A 19,623-nucleotide genomic window follows, 5' to 3' on the forward strand; every position below is an offset into this window, starting at 1 on the left:
CCCCGGCCCGAGCCGGTTGCGATGAAGCGTCAGCGGACGTGGTCCACGTCGACGAGGTCGACACGGACTCCGCGGCCGCCGATGGCGCCCACGACGGTACGCAGGGCACGCGCGGTGCGGCCGTTGCGGCCGATCACCTTGCCGAGGTCGTCGGGGTGTACCCGGACCTCCAGCACGCGCCCGCGGCGCAGGTTGCGCGAGGCGACCTGCACATCGTCAGGGTTGTCGACGATGCCCTTCACGAGGTGCTCAAGCGCCTCTTCGAGCATGCTGCTCAGGCCTCGGTCGACTCGGACTCAGCCGCAGCCTCGTCCTTCTTCTCAGCCTTCTTCTTCTGGGTGATCGCCTCACCCTTGCCCTCGTCGTCACCGCCGAGCGCCTCGAACGACGGACGCGTGGCCTTCGGAGCGGCCACGAGCAGCGGAGCCGGGGCGGGCTCGCCCTTGAACTTCTGCCAGTCGCCGGTCTTCTTCAGGATGGCGAGCACGGGCTCGGTCGGCTGGGCGCCGACGCCGAGCCAGTAAGCGGCGCGCTCGGCGTCCACCTCGATGACCGACGGGTTGTAGGTCGGGTGGTACTTGCCGATCTCCTCGATCGCACGGCCGTCACGGCGAGTGCGGGAGTCGGCGACAACGATGCGGTAGTGAGGCGAACGGATCTTGCCCAGACGCTTCAGCTTGATCTTGACTGCCACGGGAGTGGGTTCTCCTGGTTTTGACGTGGTTGGGCACGGCGAGACTGCCGCGTGGGGTTGCGGTACCCGAGTGCCCGATGGACGCGTCAGCCGGAGGAGAGAGGGGTCCTGTGCGGCTGTCGAGTACAGCTAGCCATTGTGCCACAACCTGCGGGTCGCTTTGCGCCGGCGGTCATGCGAGGGCACGCCGAAAGCGCACCCGGCGTGGAGGTGGTGTACGTCGGGTGCACTGACCGGCATCACAGCAGGGCGATGGCTACGGCTGCCACGAGCAGCCGTGACCTACGCCGCTCCCACGACCTCCGGGATGCGGAACGGCTTGCCGCAGCCGCCGCACACGATGGGGGCCTGGGCCAGCACCGACGGGACGACCCGGACGTTGCGACCGCAGTCGCACACCGCCTTGACGCGGACGCCGCCGCCGGACGAGCCGTGGCGGGCGGCCGGGCCGCGGAAGGTACGGGAGGTGTCGGCGGAGGTGGCCACCGTGTGCGCCTTGAGAGCGCGCTGCAGTCTCTCGATGGTCGGGCGATAGCGGCGCTTGGCCTCGGGGTTGAGCGTGACCAGCGAGAAGCCGCTGCTGGGATGCGGCTCGTCGGGGTGGTCCAGGCCCAGCTCCTCCGCGATCGCGAGGAATCTGCGGTTGTGGTAGCGGCCGGCCCGGGAGGTGTCGCGGACTCCGCGGGCGGCGGCGATGCCGTGGACTGCCTCGTGGAGCAGCCGTTCGAAGGAGAGTTCGTGACCGCACGCGGACGACGACTCCCCGATCAGGGACTCTGGCGCGGCAAGGTCCGGCAGCTCGGGGTGGTACCGCTGAATGTCGGCCCACGCCTCTGCCAGCTCTGCGGCGAGAACAGGTGGTGTCTGTGTCGTGCTCACGTAATGACAACGAGCGGGAGTGCCGCTGTGTTCCTATTCCGGGCCATCCCAAATAATTTGCACGTACCCGTCAGTTGCCGCTGATGCATGGAGACGAGTACGGGTGCGCTGATCTGCGGAGAAGCCTCACAGCTCATACCAAGCCGGTGCGTAGTCTGACGTACGACCCGGCGTGGGGACCCGGTCCGTGCCCCGGGGCGGCTGTGGTCGGCGGATGCGCAAGATACGTTTCGGTCGCTGTCGTGACGGAAGGCGCTACCCCGGTCAGCGTGCGGAACGGCCCCGACGTTACTCCGGAGCCCGTCGTCATCCGGCACCGGCCGTCTCCGGTGACCAGACACCGTACGGTCACGGTGGCGGCCGACCATGGCCGGAACCGCCGTGCGTGGGTCCGATGGTAGAGCCCCAAGTTGCCGGGATGTGAAATCTCGCCACAGTCACAGCGCACGCCCAAGCCGGGACCCGCGACCTCTGGACGCCACCGCGAGCCCGGAGTTATGTGGCATAGGTGGGAAGTGCGAGCGCACGGCACGGGGGCCACGGAATCGGTCAGTGCGTAACTCTCGGCGGATTGGGGCGCTTACCTATGACACCTACGCTCGTGCGGCAGCACCGGTCCCACGCGGATTCCACCCTCCGCGTGAACCTGGGCGCACGCGCGCGTGACTGGTCCGAGATCCAGGAGCGGATGCTGGTCCCGCTCTACGAGACCGTCCACGAGCGACTCGAAGTGGGCCCCGCCACCCGGCTGCTCGGCCTGCGCTGCGGTTCCGGTCTCGCCCTGCTCATGGCGGCGACCAGAGGGGCCGCGGTGACCGGTGTCGACACCTCCCCCGAGCGCCTCGCCCTCGCACGTGAGCGGCTGCTGCCCGACCCGGCCCTCGGAGCACGCGCGCGTGGCCGCGCCGTCCGGATCGTCGAGGGCTCGCCCGCGGACGCGGCGGCCCCGCAGGCACCGGCGTACAACCTGATCACCGCCTTCGAGCCCATCGGCTGCCTGGCCGGCGACGCCGAGGGGCTCGGTGAACTGCTCGCCGAGGCGACGCCGTCGGCGCGGCGCGGGGCGGCCGTGGTGCTGGCCGGCTGGGGTCCGCCGGAGCGCTGCGCGACCTCGTCCGTACTGCGGGTGGCCGCGAAATTGGCCGATCCTTTGCGCAGCACGGGCCGTTGGCGCCCGGCTTGCCGGGACGACCTGGAGGAGGTCGCCCAGCGGGCCGGTCTGCGGATCGACGGTTCCGGGCGGGTCTCCTGCCCGTTCGGGTACGCCGGCACGGACAGCGCGGTACGCGGGCTGCTGTCGACCGGGCTGTTCGACGCGGCGATCGCGGCGACCGACCAGGAGCAGGTCGCCAAGGAACTGGCGGAGGCGCTCCACCCGCACCAGCGGCCGGACGGCACGGTGTGGATGCCGAACGTCTTCCGGTACCTGATCGCGCGCGTTCCCTAGGCGTTGTCGAGGTCCTTGCTCAGACGTGTGATCCCCGCGATGCGGTACGCGTCCGACTCCTCCAGTGTCTCGTTCTCCAGCAGTGCCTGGGCCAGTGCGTCCAGCTGGCCCCGGTGGTCGCGGAGTTTGCGGCAGGCCTCCTCGTAGCACTCGTCGACGATCCGGCGCATCTCGGTGTCGATCACGTCGAGGGTGCCCGGCGCGGCGGCGAGTCCGTAGGCCTGCTGGGCGTCGCTCGGGAGCGCCGAGAGGCGGCCGACCTCCTCGCTCATGCCCCAGCGGGAGACCATCCCGCGCACGATGCCGGTGACCTGTTCCAGGTCGCTCTCGGATCCGGTGGTGAGCACTCCGTAGACGACCTGCTCGGCGGCCATCCCGCCGAGGGCGCCGATGATCCGGCCGCGCAGGTACTCCTCGGTGTACGCGTACTTGTCCGCGTCCGGCGTGGACAGCGTGACGCCCAGGGCACGGCCGCGCGGCACGATGGTGATCTTGCGGACGGGGTCGGCGCCGGGCTGCAGCATGCCGAGCAGGGCGTGCCCGCTCTCGTGGTAGGCGGTGCGCCTGCGCTCCTCCTCGGGCATCACCAGCGGCCGTTCGGCACCGAGCTGGACCTTCTCCAGGGCTTCCGAGAGGTCGGACTGGGTGACCCGTTCCTGCTTGCGCTTGACCGCGAGCAGGGCGGCCTCGTTGGCGAGGTTGGCCAGTTCGGCGCCGGTCATGCCCGGGGTCGTACGCGCGACCTGGGCGAGGTCGACGTCCTCGGCGAGCGGGATCTGGCGGGTGTGGATCTGGAGGATCGCCTCGCGGCCGGTGCGGTCCGGGGGCGAGACCTGGACCACCCGGTCGAAACGGCCGGGCCGGGTGAGCGCCGGGTCCAGGATGTCGGCGCGGTTGGTGGCCGCGATGACGATGACGCCCTCGGAGCCGGAGAAGCCGTCCATCTCGGTGAGGATCTGGTTGAGGGTCTGTTCGCGCTCGTCGTGGCCGCCCATGGAGGCGCCGCCGCCGCGGGCCCGGCCGATGGTGTCGATCTCGTCGATGAAGATGATGGAGGGCGCGACCTTGCGGGCCTCGGCGAACAGCTCACGCACGCGTGAGGCGCCGACGCCGACGATCATCTCGATGAACTCGGAGGCGGACGCCGAGAAGAACGGCACCCCCGCCTCGCCGGCGACGGCCCGCGCGAGCAGGGTCTTGCCGGTGCCGGGCGGGCCGGCGAGCAGCACACCGCGCGGCATCTTGGCGCCCATCTTCCGATAGGCGTCGGGGTTCTTCAGGAAGTCGACGACGTCGTTGAGCTCGCCCTCGACCTCGTCGATGCCGGCCACGTCCTCGAAGGTGGTCCGCTGCTGTCCGGGCTCCAGTTCGACCGGTTTGGGCGGCGCCTTGCGGCCCAGCATGCCGCCCGCGCCGCCGAGACCCGCGCTCATCCGGCGGGCGATGAAGACCCACACCGCGACCAGAATGATGATCGGCGCCAGCGAGATCAGCAGGTTGGCGAGAAAACTGCGGTGCTGGACGACCGGCTCGGCCGTGACCGTCACATTGTGCTTGGTCAGGCTGGTCCAGAGGTCGTCCCCGGCGAACGACGGGCGCTCGGTGTTGAACTTGGTGTAGTTCCCGCCGCCCTCGGGGTTCTTCTGCCCCTTCTTCAGCTGGCCCTGGATCGAGTCGCCCTTGGCGTAGATCTTCTCGACGTTGCCCGCGTCCACCTGCTTGCTGAACTCGGTGTAGGAGATCGTCGGCTCGTTCTCCTGGTCGAAGTACGACAGCACCAGGTTGGCGAGCAGGTACACCACCAGAGCCGTGACGATCAGCCGCCACCAGCCGCCGTGCATCTTCCGTCCGCCGGGCGGCGGCTTCGGGGGCTCCTCGGGGGTGCCCTCGGTACGCCAGGGCTGGTCGGGTGACTTGCGCGGCGGCGCCGGGTTGGTCATATGCGGACCGTACGGCACCGACCAACCCCTGGCACGCGCACAGGTGAACTCAGCCCATGAACTTCTTGAACTCGTCCGGCAGCTCGAAGTCCTCGCCGCCCTGCTGCGGCAGCCCGAACGCGTTGCCGCCCTGGGCGGCGGCCTCGCGGCGCTGGGCCGCCTCCAGCTCCTGCTGCTTGCGCTTCATCGGGTTGCCGGAGCGCTGCTTGCCCTTGGCCTGCTTCGGCTGCTTCTTGGTGCGGCCGGGGCCGCCGCCCATGCCCGGGATCCCCGGCATGCCCGGCATTCCGCCGCCCTGTGCCATGCGCGACATCATCTTGCGGGCCTCGAAGAACCGCTCGACGAGCCCCTTGACCGCGCTGACCTCGACACCCGAACCCCTGGCGATACGGGCGCGGCGCGAGCCGTTGATGATCGTCGGGTCCTGGCGCTCGCCCGGGGTCATCGACTTGATGATCGCGGCCGTGCGGTCGACGTCCTTCTCGTCCAGGTTGTTGATCTGGTCCTTGATCTGGCCCATGCCGGGCAGCATGCCGAGCAGCTTGCTGATGCTGCCCATCTTCCTGACCTGCTCCATCTGGGCCAGGAAGTCGTCCAGGGTGAAGTCCTGGCCCTTCTTGGACGCCAGCTTGGAGGCCATCTTCTCGGCCTCTTCCTGGTCGAACACCTTGCCCGCCTGCTCGAGCAGGGTGAGCAGGTCACCCTGGTCGAGGATGCGGGAGGCCATCCGGTCAGGGTGGAAGGCGTCGAAGTCCTCGAGCTTCTCGCCGCTCGACGCGAACATGATCGGCTTGCCGGTGACCTGGCGGATCGACAGGGCGGCACCACCGCGGGCGTCACCGTCCAGCTTGGACAGGACCACGCCGTCGAAGCCGACGCCGTCGCGGAAGGCCTCGGCCGTGGTGACGGCGTCCTGGCCGATCATCGCGTCGACGACGAAGAGGATCTCGTCCGGCGAGACCGCGTCCCGGATGTCCGCGGCCTGCTGCATCATGTCCTGGTCGATGCCCAGGCGGCCGGCGGTGTCCACGATCACGATGTCGTGGACCTTCGACCTGGCGAACTCGATGGAGTCCTTGGCGACCTTGACCGGGTCGCCGACGCCGTTGCCCGGCTCGGGCGCGTACACGCCGACTCCGGCGCGCTCGGCGACGACGCTCAGCTGGTTCACGGCGTTCGGGCGCTGCAGGTCGGCGGCGACCAGGAGCGGCGAGTGGCCCTGCTCCTTCAGCCAGCGGCCGAGCTTGCCCGCGAGGGTGGTCTTACCGGCACCCTGCAGACCCGCCAGCATGATCACGGTCGGCGGCTGCTTGGCGAAGCGCAGGCGCCGGGTCTCGCCGCCGAGGATCGTGACGAGCTCGTCCTTCACGATCAGCAGGACCTGCTGGGCCGGGTTCATCGAACGCGAGACCTCGGAACCGAGGGCACGTTCCTTGATGTTCTTGATGAACGCGCGCACGACCGGCAGGGCCACGTCCGCTTCGAGCAGCGCGATGCGGATGTCCCGCGTCACGGCGTCGATGTCGGCTTCGCTCAGACGCCCCTTGCCGCGGAGATTCTTGAAGGTCGCTGAGAGGCGATCGGAGAGAGTGTCGAACACGGCGGCGTCGGTCCTCGGAGTCGGGGGCGGTGAGCGTCTTCCAGGGTATCCGGCCGCGCAAGGAAGTCGTCCCCGCCTTGCACGACCGGGCGGTCAGGCCCTCAGGGTCTCCTCCAGTTTGCGCGCCACCGAGGTCGCCTCCTCGGCGGGCAGCGGCGAGTGGTCGGTGCCGGTCACGTAGAAGGCGTCGACGGCGTTGGACCCGAGGGTGCTGACATGCGCGCTGCGCACCCGTACCTGGGCGTCCTCCAGGGCCTGCCCGATCCGGAACAGCAGCCCGGGTGCGTCCTGGGCCCGCACCTCGATCACCGTCGCATGCCGGGAGGCCGCCGAGGCCACCGTCACGCGCGGCGGCGGGGCCACCCAGCCCCGGCGCCTCGGGTAGGCCGCGTCCCGCTCCGTCAGACGTGCGGCGATGTCCAGGGACCCGTCCAGCGCGCGGACCAGGTCCGCGCGCAGCCGGGCCGCCTGGGGCAGTGAGCCGTACTCGGCCGCCACGCGCCAGTTGAGCAGCAGGACGGTGCCGTCGTCGACGTCGTCCGGGAGCCGGAGGGAGCGCAGTTCGGCGGTGCGGACCGTGAGGCGGTGCATGGCCAGGACACCGGAGACGGCCGGGAGGACGCCCGGCTGGTCCGGTACGGCGATGATCAGCTCCACGCCGAGCGGCTCGGGATCGCCGGCCGGCTCGTCCTCCGTGGCGGTCGGCTCGGTCTGGGCGCGCAGGGCCAGGACCGGGCCGCCGGTGCGGAAGGCCTCGATGGCCAGTCGCTCCTGTTCGGCCGTGGGCGCGCCCGGCTCGGGCTCCTCGCTGCCGTCCCCGGCGAGGACCGCCGAGACCCGCTTCACCAGGTCGGCGACGAGCGAGCCGCGCCAGGTGGACCAGGCGGCCGGACCGGTGGCCAGCGCGTCGGCCTCGGTGAGCGCGTGCAGCAGCTCCAGGGTGCTCTGGGTGCCGACCGCCTCGGCGACCAGGCGGACGGTGGCGGGGTCCTCCAGGTCGCGCCGGGTGGCGGTCTCGATCAGCAGCAGGTGATGCCGTACCAGAGCGGACAGGACCGCCACGTCCGCGCGGTCGAAGCCGATCCTGGCCGCGACGTCCTTGGCGATGATCTCGCCGGCCACCGAGTGGTCGCCGGGCCAGCCCTTGCCGATGTCGTGCAGCAGCGCGGCGACCAGGAGCAGGTCGGGGCGGTGCACACGGCGGGCGAACTCGGAGGCGCGCACGGCCGTCTCGATGAGGTGGCGGTCGACGGTCCAGATGTGCACGGCGTTGCGCTGCGGCCGGCAGCGCACCCGCTCCCAGTCCGGGAGCAGGCGGGTGATCAGGCCTTCCGCCTCCAGCGCCTCCCAGACGTCGATGGTGGGGCGGCCGGAGCCGAGCAGGGTGACCAGTTGTTCGCGGGCCTCGGCGGGCCAGGGCGTGGGCAGGGGGCGCCCGGTGGCGGCCATGCGCCGTACGGCGTGCAGGGAGAGCGGGAGGCCGGCCTGGGCGGCGGCGGCCGCGGCACGCAGCGGGAGCACGGGGTCGCGTTCGGGGCGGGCGGCGCGGGCGAGCACCACCTCGCCGTCCTGCTCCACCACGCCTTCGGCCAGCGGGGAGCGCTCGGGGACCGGCTTGCCGCCGCCCAGCATGGCGCGCAGGCGCGGACGGACGGCGCGCGAACGCAGTACGCGCCCCACTTCGCGCCAGGTGACATCGCTGGCGTACGAAATGACCCGCGCGGACTCGTAGACCTGGCGCAGCAGGGTGTCCGCGTCCAGGAGGTCCAGTTCGGCGGCGACCTGGTCCTGCTCCTGGAGCGCCAGGCGGTCGGTCGCGCGTCCTGTCGTCAGGTGCAGGGCGTCACGGACGTCGAGGAGGCGGCGGCGGGCGTCGGCGAGGCCCTCGCGCGGGGCGTCGGCCAGCCAGGAGGCGGCGACGGCCCGCAGCGCGGTGGCGTCGCGGAGACCGCCGCGGGCCTCCTTGAGGTCCGGCTCCAGGAGGTACTGCAGCTCGCCCTGGCGTTCGGCACGCTCGGCGCACAGCTCCTGGAGTTCGGGGAGGCGTTTGGGTGCCTGGTTGCGCCAGTCGGCGAGGATCGCGGTGCGCAGTCCGGAGGTGAGGCCGAGGTCGCCGGCGATGTGGCGGGCGTCGAGGAGACCGAGCTGGACCTTGAGGTCCTCGCCGGCGGTCTTGCGGGCCTCGGCGGGGGTGCGCACGGAGTGGTCGAGGGCCAGGCCCAGGTCCCAGACGGGGTACCAGAGCCGGTCGGCGACGGCGGCCACCGCGCCGGAGTCGCCCCCGTCGTGCAGCAGCAGAAGGTCCAGGTCGCTGCGCGGGGACAGCTCGCTGCGGCCGTAGCCGCCGACGGCGACCAGGGAGACGCCGCCCTTGATGCCCTCGGTGGCGGCCGCGAACAGGCCGGTCAGCCATTCGTCGGTGAGTTCCGCGAGGGCGGTACGGCGCGGCGGCCCGGACCGCGCCTCCTCGGTGAGGAGGCGCAGCCGGGCCGCCGCGTAGCCGCTGGGTCCCGTGTCCTCTGTGTCGTTCCGAACATCCGTACCCGTCACCCAGCGACTCCTGCCTGTATTCAGATGGTTCTGTTCTACAGCGCGTCCGGTCCGCGCTCGCCGGTGCGGACCCGTACGGCGGTCTCGACCGGGAGCGACCAGACCTTGCCGTCACCGATCTTGCCGGTGCGGGCGGCCTTGACGATGACGTCGATCAGCTGCTCGGCGTCGTCGTCCTCGGCCAGCACCTCGATGCGGATCTTGGGCACCAGGTCGACCGTGTACTCGGCACCACGGTAGACCTCCGTGTGGCCGCGCTGCCGACCGTAGCCGCTGGCCTCGGTGACCGTGAGGCCGTGGACGCCGAAGGCCTGCAGGGCCTCCTTGATCTCGTCGAGCCGGTGGGGCTTCACGACGGCGGTGATGAGCTTCATGCGTCCACCTTCTTGCTGGTGCCGGCCAGGGCCGCGGCGGAGACGGAGCCGACGACACCGCCGCCCGTGCCGCTGAAGTCGTATGCAGTCTCGGCGTGCTCGGCCTGGTCGATGCCGGAGACCTCGTCGTCCTCGGAGACCCGCATACCGATGGTCTTGTCGAGGAGGAAGGCGAGGACCGCCGAGACGACCAGCGAGTAGGCGAGGACCGCGCCGACACCGGCGCACTGCTTCCAGAGCTGGGTGAAGGAGTGGTCGCCGTAGAAGACGCCGGTCGCGGTGGACTGGCCCTTGCCGGTGGCGAAGAAGCCGATGAGCAGGGAGCCGATGATGCCGCCGACCATGTGGACGCCGACCACGTCGAGGGAGTCGTCGAAGCCGAACTTGAACTTCAGGCCGACGGCCGCGGCGCAGGCGACACCGGCGATGGCGCCGACGGCGATCGCGCCGAGCGGGGAGACCGCACCACCGGACGGGGTGATCGCGACCAGACCCGCGACCGCGCCGGAGGCGGCGCCCAGCGTGGTGAACGCGCCGTGCCGGATCTTCTCGTAGGCGAGCCAGGCGAGCATGGCGGCGGCGGTGGCAACCTGCGTGTTGACGAACATCAGCGCGCCGACGCCGTCGTCGTTGCCGAGCCACGAGCCGGCGTTGAAGCCGAACCAGCCGAACCACAGCAGACCGGCGCCGAGCATGACCAGCGGGAGGCTGTGCGGGCGCATCGGGTCCTTCTTGAAGCCGACGCGCTTGCCGATGACCAGGATGACGCCGAGGGCGCCAGCACCGGCGTTGATGTGGACCGCGGTACCACCGGCGAAGTCGATCACACCGAGCTTGTAGGCCCAGCCGTCGGCGCCCCACACCCAGTGGGCGACCGGGACGTAGACGACCGTGAGCCACAGGGCGACGAAGAGCGACCAGGCCGAGAACTTCACGCGGTCCGCGATGGCGCCGCTTATCAGGGCCGGGGTGATGACCGCGAACATCATCTGGAAGACCATGAAGACGAAGATCGGGATGGTGTAGCCGGGCCACAGGTCCGTCAGGCCGATCTTGCTCAGGCCCAGCCAGTCGGAGTCGAAGCCGATGAAGCCGTTGCTCTCGCCGAAGGCGAGGGAGAAGCCGTAGAGCACCCACAGGATGGTGACGATCCCGATGCTGATGAAGCTCATCATCAGCATGTTCAGCGTGCTCTTGACGCGGACCATGCCGCCGTAGAAGAAGGCGAGACCCGGCGTCATGAGCAGCACCAGGGCGGAACAGATGAGCATGAAGCCCGTGTTAGCGGCAGACAGCTTGGGTGCCTCCGCTGCCAGCGTGATGGCGGCTGGTGCCATCGGCGTCTCCTCGTCGGTTGGTACGGCCCCGTGCGGGTCGGAGCGTGTGAGCGGTCCGGTCAAGCGGGGGGTGGGCCGGTTATGCGCCATGAGATTGGCGCAGCGCGGTTTCGGTCGTTGCCCCTCGTTGTTTCGCCGGAGTGACGAAGGCGCCCTGTGTGTTACGCGTAGATGAATTGCGAGATGTCCGGCTGCGGGATCGTTATGGTGACGCAACCTTCTCGCGGACGGCTCGCGGAGGAAGAGAACCGGCCGCGGCGGCCTTCCGATGACCTGGCGTGGGGGAGCCGAGTCGGACTGTTCGGGAGGGCCGGCCGCGGCCGGGGTCCGGGGAGTACCGGGGTTCAGACGGCTTCGGCGGTCTCCGGAAGGTCGACGGCGAGCTGCTCGGTGAGGTCCACGACCGCCGCCAGGTCGCCGTACTCGCGGACGGCCGAGTCGACCGTCTTTCGAATACGAGTGTTCACGCGTTCGGAGCGCACCTTCTTGGCGATTCCCATCGCCTCGGCGGCCAGAACCGTGCTCCGCTCGGGCTCGCCCCGCAGCAGGTGCACGGTGGCCATGCCGATGAGGTTGAGCGCGTACGACCGCTGGTGCTCGGAGTCCTTGGCGAACAGCTCCACGGCCTTCTGCATCAGGGGCTCGGCCAGGGAGGCGTAGGTGGGGCTGCGGCCGGCCACGTAGGCGAGGTCACGGAAGGAGTGGCTGTTCTCGCCGTAGAGCTCGGCCTCGGAGAAGAAGCGGATCCAGTCGGGGTCCGGGTCGTCCCACTCGTCGGCCTCGGCGAAGGTGTCCTCGGCCATCCGGACGGCCCGCTTGCACTTGCCGGGCTGGCCCATGTTGGCGTAGGCGCGGGCCTCCATCGCATACAGCATCGACTGGGTGCGCGGACTGGCGCAGTCCCGGCTGCCGTACTGGGCGAGGTGGATCAGCTCCAGGGCGTCGTCGGGGCGGCCGAGGTGGATCATCTGGCGGCTCATGCTGGAGAGGACGTACGAGCCGAGCGGCTTGTCGCCGGCCTCCTTCGCCGCGTGCAGGGCGAGGACGAAGTACTTCTGGGCGGTGGGCTGGAGCCCGACGTCGTACGACATCCAGCCGGCCAGCTCGGCCAGTTCGGCGGCGACCTTGAAGAGCTTGCGCTCGGTGGACTCGGGCTGGGGTTCCTGGAGGAGGTCGGTGACCTCGTGCAGCTGGCCCACGACCGCCTTGCGGCGCAGGCCGCCGCCGCACTGGGCGTCCCACTGGCGGAACATCACCGTGGTGGACTCCAGGAGCTCCAGCTCGGGCTTGGAGAGGCGGCCGGGGCGGCGGGACTCCGCCACCGGCTCGGGGGCCGCCGGCGGGGCGGTGGGCGAGGGCACGAGCCAGCGCTGCATGGGCTCGATGAGGGACGGGCCCGCCGACAGGACCAGCGAGGTTCCGAGGAAGCCGCGCCGCGCCAGCATCAGGTCGCTGCGCGAGAACTCGCTGAGCAGAGCCACCGTCTGCGGGCCCGTCCAGGGCAGGTCGACGCCGGTCGCGGAGGGTGACTGGCGGGCGGCCCGCAGACCGAGGTCCTCGACCGAGACGACACAGCCGAACCGCTCGGAGAACAGCTCGGAGAGGATCCTGGGGATCGGCTCGCGCGGGTTCTCCCCGTCGAGCCAGCGGCGCACCCTGGAGGTGTCCGTCGAGATGTGGTTCGCGCCCAACTGGCGTGCCCTGCGGTTCACTTGCCGTGCCAGCTCGCCCTTCGACCAGCCGCTGCGCACGAACCACGAGTTGAGCAGCTCATTGGGGCGCTTGTCGGTACTGGTCGCGGTCGTCCCGCTTCCGCCGTTGCCGCCCACTGGAACGCCCCCATCCCTGAGACCACTTGATGCCGGATGCGCCAAGCCCTATCAGAATGCCGGTAAATACGGCCGCCCGTCCGGTAGTTCTCACCCTTCGAACGGGATGCCGAGTTGCCTCCGGCATACCCACGAGTGCATGTGCCCCCAGGCCTCGTGCACACAAAGTAATCCTACGATCACGGGTCCAGCCATGGCGATCCCGGAAACGCCACCATTCGCCACCCCTTCGAATGAACTCACGATGGCCTTGGCGCGATTCACTTGACATAGGACGGCCGGGAGTAGGCGGAACGATGCATCTGGGGGCGCGTGCCCCCACGTGCACCACCGGGAGTGCTTCAGAGCGCCGCGGTGACCTTGCGGGCGCAGGGGAAGGCGGAGCCGTAGCGTCACGTTCCGTTTCCGTCCCGTTCCGTGTCGTAACCACCGGCGCGCCGGACCCGTTGGAGGGGGCATGGGCTTCACGATCGGCGGCATTCGCGAGATCCGCTCCGGCACACGCCGGCGCGGTCGTTCGTCGGATTGCACCGCCGTCGCCGAGTTCACCGGTCTGTGGGGCTGGGACGTGGTGCCGGGCGCCCGGGCCGCGGCCGACGCGTGCTCCTGCGGGGACACCGGCTGCCCCACGCCGGGGGCGCATCCGCTGGACTTCGCGCCGCAGGTGTCCGCCGGGGCCACGCTCGACGAGGTCACCAAGGCCTGGGGCGAGTTCCCGGGCGCGGCGGTGATGCTGCCGGTCGGCCGCGCGTTCGACGTCGTCGAGGTCGCCGAGCCCGCCGGGCGCCGCGCCCTGGCCCGCCTGGAGCGCATGGGCCTCCCGCTCGGCCCGGTCACCGCCACCCCGGAGGGCCGCGCCCACTTCCTCGTCGCCCCCGGCGCCGCCGCCGAACTCCCCGAGCTGCTCTACCGCATGGGCTGGGACGACCCGACCTCGCTGGACCTGCGCGGCCTCGGCTCCGGTACGTACATCACCGCGCCGCCGTCCGACCGGGGCGGCCGGGGCCCGGTGCGCTGGCTGCGGCCGCCGGCACTGGACTCGGCGACCAGGCCACCGGCCGCGCGGCTGCTGCTGGGGACGCTGGCCTACGTGGCGCACCGCTCGCGGGCATAACCGGCCGGGGGCTCATACGCCGAAGCGCCCGTCCCCGACTGCACCTCGGGGATCGGGCGCTTCTCACGGATGCGGCCGGTGGAGTTACCGCCGTCAGTCACCGATAAGGGCGTCAACGAACGCCTCCGGCTCGAACGGCGCCAGGTCGTCCGCGCCCTCGCCGAGGCCGATGAGCTTGACGGGGACGCCCAGCTCGCGCTGGACCGCGACCACGATGCCGCCCTTGGCGGTGCCGTCCAGCTTGGTGAGCACGATGCCGGTGATGTCGACGACCTCGGCGAACACCCGGGCCTGGACCAGGCCGTTCTGCCCGGTGGTGGCGTCGAGCACGAGCAGCACCTCGTCGAGCGGGGCGTGCTTCTCGACGACCCGCTTGACCTTGCCGAGCTCGTCCATGAGGCCGGTCTTGGTGTGGAGGCGCCCGGCGGTGTCGATGAGGACGACGTCGACCCCCATCTCCTTGCCCTCCTTCACCGCGTCGAAGGCGACGGAGGCGGGGTCACCGGCCTCGGGCCCGCGCACGGTGTAGGCGCCGACCCGCTCGCCCCAGGTCTGGAGCTGGTCCGCGGCGGCGGCCCGGAAGGTGTCGGCGGCGCCGAGGACGACCGTACGGCCGTCGGCGACGAGCACACGGGCGAGCTTGCCGGTGGTGGTGGTCTTGCCGGTGCCGTTGACGCCGACGACCATCACGATGCCCGGCTTGCGGTCCTCCGGCTCGGTCTTCACCGTGCGGTCGGCGTCGGTGCCGACCAGCTTGAGCAGCTCCTCGCGGAGCAGGCCGCGCAGCTCGTCGGGGGTGCGGGTGCCGAGCACCTTGACGCGCTCGCGCAGCCGGTCGACCAGTTCGGTGGTGGGCTGCACACCGACGTCGGCGGTGAGCAGGGTGTCCTCGATCTCCTCCCAGGTCTCGTCGTCGAGGTGCTCGCGCGACAGGAGCGTGAGCAGCCCCTTGCCGAGGGCGTTCTGGGAGCGGGAGAGCCGGGCGCGCAGCCGGACCAGCCGGCCGGCGGTGGGCTCCGGGATCTCGATCGCGGGCGCTTCGGGGACGAGGGGCTCTTCCACGACGACGGGAGCCGAGCCGTCGGGAAGGTCGACCTCCTCTATCGTCCGGCGCGGTTCGTCGCGTGGCGTCTCGGCCTCGTCGCCGACGTGCGGCTCGGCCGGGGGCGCGGTGATGTCGGGCGCGGCGGGGGGCGGCGGGGGCAGCGACTTCCTGCGCCGGCTGCCGACGACCAGTCCGCCGAGCGCCGCGAGCACGACCACGGCGATGACTACAGCAAGGATGACGGTTTCCATAACCGCTCCAGTATGCGTGACCCCCTGCGCGGCCAGTCGTTCTCAGGGTGGGGCCGCGCGCCCCCGGGCCGGGCTGGTCCGCCGTCGGCCGTGTGTCGACGGGAAGCCCTCGCGGGCGGAGTCACAACGCGTCCAGTATCCGCGACGGGTGGGGTCCGCTATGGCCTACCCAGGGCGTGTCATGGCTCATGCAGTGGGCCGTGACACGCCCTCGCCACCGACATCGACACCATGTCGCTTTTAGGAGCATAAGTCGGCCTAGCGTACGATGCTGACATGAGCACCACCGCCCACCACGATGGCGCGCTCGAACATCTCGAAGAGTCACTGGCGCATCACGGACTCGAAACGCGGGGCATCGAACCGGTCCCCGACTCCGAGCGCACCGCGACGACCCGCGGACTGCTCTCCATCTGGATCGCCGCCAACATCACCGTTCTGCTGGTGACCATGGGCGCGGGTCTGGCGGTGTCGTTCGGGCTGAACTTCTGGCAGGCCCTGGTGGTCGGCGTCGCGGCGCCGATCGTGTCGTACGGCCTGGTCGGACTGATCGGCATCGCGGGCAAACGCGGTGGCGCGCCCGGTATGGCCCTGTCCCGCGCGGTCTTCGGCCGGCGCGGCAACCTGCTCCCCGGCGGGCTGATCTGGGTCGCGCGCTGGGGCTGGGAGACGATCAACGCGGTGACCGGCGCCTATGCGCTGCTGGCCGTCCTGGACATCCTCACCGGGGTCAGGCGCAACACCGCATTGATCATCGTGGCCCTGCTGCTCTTCGTGATCACCACGTTCGCGATCTCGGGCATGGGCATCAGGGCGGTGCGGCGCTGCAACCGCTGGGCGACCTGGCTGTTCGGCGCCTTCTCCGTGCTGGTTCTCGGTTATCTGATCGCGGAGACGGACTGGGGGAAGGTGTTCGGGCAGCGCGCCGGCTCCACGGCCGCGATGATCACCGGGATCGGGCTGATCGCGGCGGGCGGGATGAGCTGGGCGCCGGCCGCACCGGACTTCACCCGGTATCTGCCGGGGACGGCGTCCTCGGCGGCGATCGTACGCAACACGGTGGGCGGCGCGGTGATCGTCGTACTGCCGATGGTCCTGATGGGCGATGTGATGGCGTCGTCCACGCCCGGCCTCGCCAAGGCGGCCGACCCGGTCTCCTTCCTCGGCGCGACCCTCCCCCGCTGGCTCGCGGTGCCCTATCTCCTCATCGCCCTGGTCGGAATGCTGCTGATCAACGCGATGTCGATGTACTCGGCGGGCTTCACCGCGCAGACGCTCGGCTTCCGCGTCCACCGCCACTGGGCGGTCTCGGTCAACGCGGTGATCTCGCTGGTCCTCGGCGGTGTCCTGATGCTGGCCGCGACCTCTTTCATGGGCTCCTTCATCGCCTTCCTGTCGCTGCTCGCGGTGGCGTTCTCGGCCTGGGTGGGCGTCTTCGGCGTCGACATGCTCCGCCGCCGGGAGTACGACACCGCGGCCCTCCTCGACACGAGCCCGGCCGGCGCCTACTGGTACCGGGCGGGCTTCTCCCCCGCCGCCGTGACGGCCTGGGCGCTCGGCCTGGCGACCGGCCTCCTCTTCACCACGTCCGACTGGTTCACCGGTCCGCTCGCGCAGAACAACCCCGTCGGCCTGTACGGCCTCGGCTGGCTCGCGACGATCGTCGTCTCCGGCCTGCTGTACGCGGTGCTGCCGAAGCCGGCGGTGGTGACGGCGTCGGCCGGGCGGTCCACGGCTCTGGCTGTCTGACGCACCGTCAGCTACTGTCCCCGCACACCCGCCCGGCCAAGGTGAAGGGGAACTCCCATGCCCGTCTCGGTCGTTCGCTTCAACCTCGTCGAGCCCGGGGCCGACTCCGCGTCCCTGGGCGCCCGTTACCGGGCGGCCGTGGAGATGGCCGCGTACGCCGACGAACACGGGGTCACCACCGTCCAGACCGAGGAGCACCACGGGGTCGACAACAACTGGCTGCCGTCGCCGTTCGCCTTCGCGGGCGCGGTGTTCGGGGCGACGCGGAACATCGCGGTGACCGTGTCGGCGGTGATCGGTCCGCTGCACGACCCGCTGCGGCTGGCGGAGGACATCGCGGTCCTTGACCTGCTCAGCGGGGGCCGGCTGGTCACGGTCGTCGGGATCGGCTACCGGCCGGAGGAGTACGCCCAGTTCGACGTGGACTGGAAACGACGCGGCCGGCTGCAGGACGAGGTGCTGGAGACGCTGCTGAAGGCGTGGACCGGCGAGGAGTTCGAGTACCGGGGCCGTACGGTACGGGTCACACCGCGCCCCTTCACCGATCCGCATCCCCTGCTGCTGGTCGGCGGCTCCTCGAAGGCCGCCGCCCGCCGGGCCGCCCGGCTGGGCCTGCCGTTCTTCCCGAGCGCGCACCTGCCGGAGCTGGAGGCGTACTACAAGGAGAAGCTCACCGAGTACCGCACGGAGGGCTGGACGATGATGCCCACCGCGGAGACTCCGTTGCTGCACATCGCCGAGGACCCGGACCGGGCGTGGGCGGAGTACGGGGAGCACTTCCTGCACGAGGCCCGGACGTATGCCTCCTGGCAGTCGGGGGACATCCGCTCGGCGGTGCGGTCGGCCGCGACGACGGTGGAGGAGCTGCGCGCGGAGGGCGTCTACCGGATCCTCGCGCCGGAGGAGTGCGTGGCGGCGGGGCTGGACAACCTGGTGCTGCATCCGCTGGCGGGCGGGATGCCGGTGGCGGAGGGGTGGCGGAGCCTGCGGTTGTTCGCGGAGGCCGTGCTTCCGGCGCTGCCGGCGTAGCGGGGGCGAGGTGCGGCGGCCGGCCCATGCCGGCAGAGAGAACGGCAGGTCAGAAAGTGAACCGCCGCCCCGCCCGGGCAGTGACCGGGCGGGGCGGCGGGGGTACGAGGAGAGGGGCAGCGGGGACTTGGCCCGTCTCCTCGAGTGCGGGGGGCTGCGCGGGTCAGCCCATCTCCTCCAGGGCCTTGCCCTTCGTCTCCTTGACGTACTTGAGGACGAACGGGATGGAGAGGGCCGCGAAGACCGTGTAGATCACGTAGGTCGCGGAGAGGTTCCAGTCGGCCAGCGACGGGAAGCTCGCGGTGATCGCCCAGTTGGCGATCCACTGCGCGGCGGCGGCCACGCCCAGCGCGGCGGCGCGGATCTTGTTCGGGAACATCTCGCCGAGGAAGACCCAGACGACCACACCCCAGGACAGGGCGAAGAAGAGGACGAAGACGTGCGCGGCGATCAGGGCGGTCCAGCCCTGCGCGGCCGGCAGCTTGCCGTCGACCAGGTCGTAGGAGAAGGCCCAGGCCTCAAGGCCGAGGCCGATCACCATGCCGACGGAGCCGATCAGCGCCAGCGGCTTGCGGCCGATGCGGTCCACGAAGATCATCGCGATCACGGTGCCGACGATGTTGATGATCGACGTCGTGAAGGAGTAGAAGAACGAGTCCGTCGGGTCGACGCCCACCGACTGCCACAGGGTGGAGGAGTAGTAGAACGCGACGTTGATGCCGACGAACTGCTGGAAGACCGAGAGGCCGATGCCGACCCAGACGATCGGCTTGAAGAAGAAGGAGCCGCCGAGCAGGTCCTTGAACGTGGACTTGTGCTCGCTCTTCATCGCGTGCTCGATCTCGGCGACGCGGGCGCCCAGGTCGGCGCTCTTGCCCTCGACCTCTTCGAGGATCTCGCGGGCGCGGTCGTGCTTGCCGACGGAGATCAGGAAGCGCGGGGACTCGGGGATCGCGAAGGAGAGCAGGCCGTAGAGGACGGCCGGGATCACCATGACGCCGAGCATGACCTGCCAGGCCTCCAGGCCCATCAGGTGGCCGCGCTGGTCGCCGCCGGCGGCGTTGAGCAGACCCCAGTTGACCAGCTGCGAGATGGCGATGCCGATGACGATCGCGGCCTGCTGGAAGGAGCCGAGGCGACCGCGGTAGGCCGGTGGGGCGACCTCCGCGATGTAGGCGGGGCCGATCACCGAGGCCATGCCGATGGCGAAGCCGCCGACGATCCGCCAGAAGGCGAAGTCCCAGAGGGCGAAGGGCAGCGCCGAACCGACGGCGCTGACGGTGAACAGCACGGCGGCGATCTGCATGCAGCGGATACGGCCGATCCGGTCGGCTATCCGGCCGGCGGTCGCGGCGCCGATGGCGCAGCCGATCAGCGCGATGGCGATGACCTGGGCGAGGGCCGCGGAGCCGATGTCGTAGCGGCTCCGGATCGCCTCGACGGCGCCGTTGATGACAGAGCTGTCGTAGCCGAAGAGGAAGCCGCCCATCGCGGCCGCCGCCGCGATGAAGATGACGTGCCCGAGATGATCGGGGTGAGCCGTCCCGGCTCCTGGCTGACGTGCCTGCGCTGTGCTGGTCACAAGAAACTCCTCGGGCCACCGGCAACGCTGCCGGGGTGGGGGTGAGCCCTCTCAGGTTCAAGTGGCGCACAGCTTCGCACCGCTCACACCTGAAGGTAAAAGCAACGTTGCAGAGACTATGCCTTCAAGTTTCGAAGTCAATACCGCAGGCGATGTGAGCTTGAAGGCATGGTGAAGGGATTTGCGTTCAATAGTTGAATAGA

At 70.6% G+C, this 19,623-nt stretch carries 15 protein-coding genes; 4 read left to right on the top strand and 11 right to left on the bottom strand.

Annotated elements, in window-relative coordinates:
- Window positions 1-29: 29 nt before the first annotated feature.
- The 3 genes from AB0D85_RS27335 to AB0D85_RS27345 all read right to left on the bottom strand — a co-directional run bounded on the left by AB0D85_RS27335 (window position 30) and on the right by AB0D85_RS27345 (window position 1,573).
- Entirely contained in the window at window positions 30-269 is a 240-nt protein-coding gene (locus tag AB0D85_RS27335) for an RNA-binding protein (protein ID WP_003973401.1), read from the bottom strand.
- A 5-nt stretch (window positions 270-274) separates the two neighbouring features.
- Window positions 275-694: a 30S ribosomal protein S16 gene (rpsP, locus tag AB0D85_RS27340; protein ID WP_123973851.1), complete on the bottom strand. Its 420-nt coding sequence runs from the start codon at window positions 692-694 to the stop codon at window positions 275-277.
- 282 nt (window positions 695-976) lie between these two features.
- The gene (locus tag AB0D85_RS27345; protein WP_037741615.1) at window positions 977-1,573 is read right to left on the bottom strand and encodes a hypothetical protein; all 597 of its coding nucleotides are present in this window, start codon (window positions 1,571-1,573) and stop codon (window positions 977-979) included.
- 586 nt (window positions 1,574-2,159) lie between these two features.
- On the opposite strand from AB0D85_RS27345, the gene AB0D85_RS27350 reads away from it, so the two are divergent.
- A complete protein-coding gene (locus AB0D85_RS27350) occupies window positions 2,160-3,020 on the top strand; it encodes a methyltransferase domain-containing protein (RefSeq protein ID WP_362325400.1) in 861 nt (286 codons plus the stop codon).
- Here AB0D85_RS27350 and ftsH read toward each other — a convergent pair.
- From ftsH to AB0D85_RS27380, 6 genes are all read right to left on the bottom strand, one after another.
- A complete protein-coding gene (gene ftsH / locus AB0D85_RS27355) occupies window positions 3,017-4,960 on the bottom strand; it encodes an ATP-dependent zinc metalloprotease FtsH (RefSeq protein WP_362325403.1) in 1,944 nt (647 codons plus the stop codon). The genes AB0D85_RS27350 and ftsH overlap by 4 nt on opposite strands.
- Window positions 4,961-5,009: 49 nt before the next feature.
- Complete coding sequence (ffh, locus tag AB0D85_RS27360) at window positions 5,010-6,560, bottom strand: signal recognition particle protein (protein ID WP_362325406.1); 1,551 nt, start codon at window positions 6,558-6,560, stop codon at window positions 5,010-5,012.
- Between the two features lie 93 nt (window positions 6,561-6,653).
- Window positions 6,654-9,110, bottom strand: coding sequence for a [protein-PII] uridylyltransferase (locus tag AB0D85_RS27365; RefSeq protein WP_362325409.1), 2,457 nt, complete (start codon window positions 9,108-9,110; stop codon window positions 6,654-6,656).
- A gap of 35 nt (window positions 9,111-9,145) precedes the next feature.
- Window positions 9,146-9,484, bottom strand: a complete 339-nt coding sequence (locus AB0D85_RS27370; RefSeq protein WP_003997576.1) for a P-II family nitrogen regulator — start codon at window positions 9,482-9,484, stop codon at window positions 9,146-9,148.
- Window positions 9,481-10,821: an ammonium transporter gene (locus tag AB0D85_RS27375; RefSeq protein WP_362325412.1), complete on the bottom strand. Its 1,341-nt coding sequence runs from the start codon at window positions 10,819-10,821 to the stop codon at window positions 9,481-9,483. Before AB0D85_RS27375 ends, AB0D85_RS27370 begins: the two co-directional genes overlap by 4 nt.
- Before the next feature lie 344 nt (window positions 10,822-11,165).
- A complete protein-coding gene (locus AB0D85_RS27380) occupies window positions 11,166-12,650 on the bottom strand; it encodes a hypothetical protein (protein WP_362325415.1) in 1,485 nt (494 codons plus the stop codon).
- Between the two features lie 457 nt (window positions 12,651-13,107).
- On the opposite strand from AB0D85_RS27380, the gene AB0D85_RS27385 reads away from it, so the two are divergent.
- Window positions 13,108-13,764, top strand: coding sequence for a bifunctional DNA primase/polymerase (locus AB0D85_RS27385; RefSeq protein ID WP_362325418.1), 657 nt, complete (start codon window positions 13,108-13,110; stop codon window positions 13,762-13,764).
- A 93-nt stretch (window positions 13,765-13,857) separates the two neighbouring features.
- Here AB0D85_RS27385 and ftsY read toward each other — a convergent pair whose 3' ends face one another.
- Window positions 13,858-15,060, bottom strand: a complete 1,203-nt coding sequence (ftsY, locus tag AB0D85_RS27390; protein WP_362325421.1) for a signal recognition particle-docking protein FtsY — start codon at window positions 15,058-15,060, stop codon at window positions 13,858-13,860.
- 276 nt (window positions 15,061-15,336) lie between these two features.
- On the opposite strand from ftsY, the gene AB0D85_RS27395 reads away from it, so the two are divergent.
- Both AB0D85_RS27395 and AB0D85_RS27400 read left to right on the top strand, forming a co-directional pair.
- The gene (locus AB0D85_RS27395) at window positions 15,337-16,809 is read left to right on the top strand and encodes a cytosine permease (RefSeq protein ID WP_362325424.1); all 1,473 of its coding nucleotides are present in this window, start codon (window positions 15,337-15,339) and stop codon (window positions 16,807-16,809) included.
- 57 nt (window positions 16,810-16,866) lie between these two features.
- Entirely contained in the window at window positions 16,867-17,838 is a 972-nt protein-coding gene (locus AB0D85_RS27400) for an LLM class flavin-dependent oxidoreductase (protein WP_362325427.1), read from the top strand.
- 163 nt (window positions 17,839-18,001) lie between these two features.
- Here AB0D85_RS27400 and AB0D85_RS27405 read toward each other — a convergent pair whose 3' ends face one another.
- Window positions 18,002-19,420 (bottom strand): sugar porter family MFS transporter, encoded by a 1,419-nt coding sequence (locus AB0D85_RS27405; RefSeq protein WP_362325429.1) that lies wholly within the window; start codon window positions 19,418-19,420, stop codon window positions 18,002-18,004.
- Between the last annotated feature and the right edge of the window lie 203 nt (window positions 19,421-19,623).

It is taken from the genome of Streptomyces sp. NPDC048277, from assembly GCF_040652235.1.
Lineage (GTDB): Bacteria > Actinomycetota > Actinomycetes > Streptomycetales > Streptomycetaceae > Streptomyces.

Bases quoted from the DNA above. Each gene is read 5' to 3' on its own strand.
- AB0D85_RS27335 (WP_003973401.1), bottom strand. From the start codon at position 269: ATGCTCGAAGAGGCGCTTGAGCACCTCGTGAAGGGCATCGTCGACAAC.
- AB0D85_RS27350 (WP_362325400.1), top strand. From the start codon at position 2,160: ATGACACCTACGCTCGTGCGGCAGCACCGGTCCCACGCGGATTCCACC.
- ftsH (WP_362325403.1), bottom strand. From the start codon at position 4,960: ATGACCAACCCGGCGCCGCCGCGCAAGTCACCCGACCAGCCCTGGCGT.
- AB0D85_RS27370 (WP_003997576.1), bottom strand. From the start codon at position 9,484: ATGAAGCTCATCACCGCCGTCGTGAAGCCCCACCGGCTCGACGAGATC.
- AB0D85_RS27375 (WP_362325412.1), bottom strand. From the start codon at position 10,821: ATGGCACCAGCCGCCATCACGCTGGCAGCGGAGGCACCCAAGCTGTCT.
- AB0D85_RS27385 (WP_362325418.1), top strand. From the start codon at position 13,108: ATGGGCTTCACGATCGGCGGCATTCGCGAGATCCGCTCCGGCACACGC.
- ftsY (WP_362325421.1), bottom strand. From the start codon at position 15,060: ATGGAAACCGTCATCCTTGCTGTAGTCATCGCCGTGGTCGTGCTCGCG.
- AB0D85_RS27395 (WP_362325424.1), top strand. From the start codon at position 15,337: ATGAGCACCACCGCCCACCACGATGGCGCGCTCGAACATCTCGAAGAG.
- AB0D85_RS27400 (WP_362325427.1), top strand. From the start codon at position 16,867: ATGCCCGTCTCGGTCGTTCGCTTCAACCTCGTCGAGCCCGGGGCCGAC.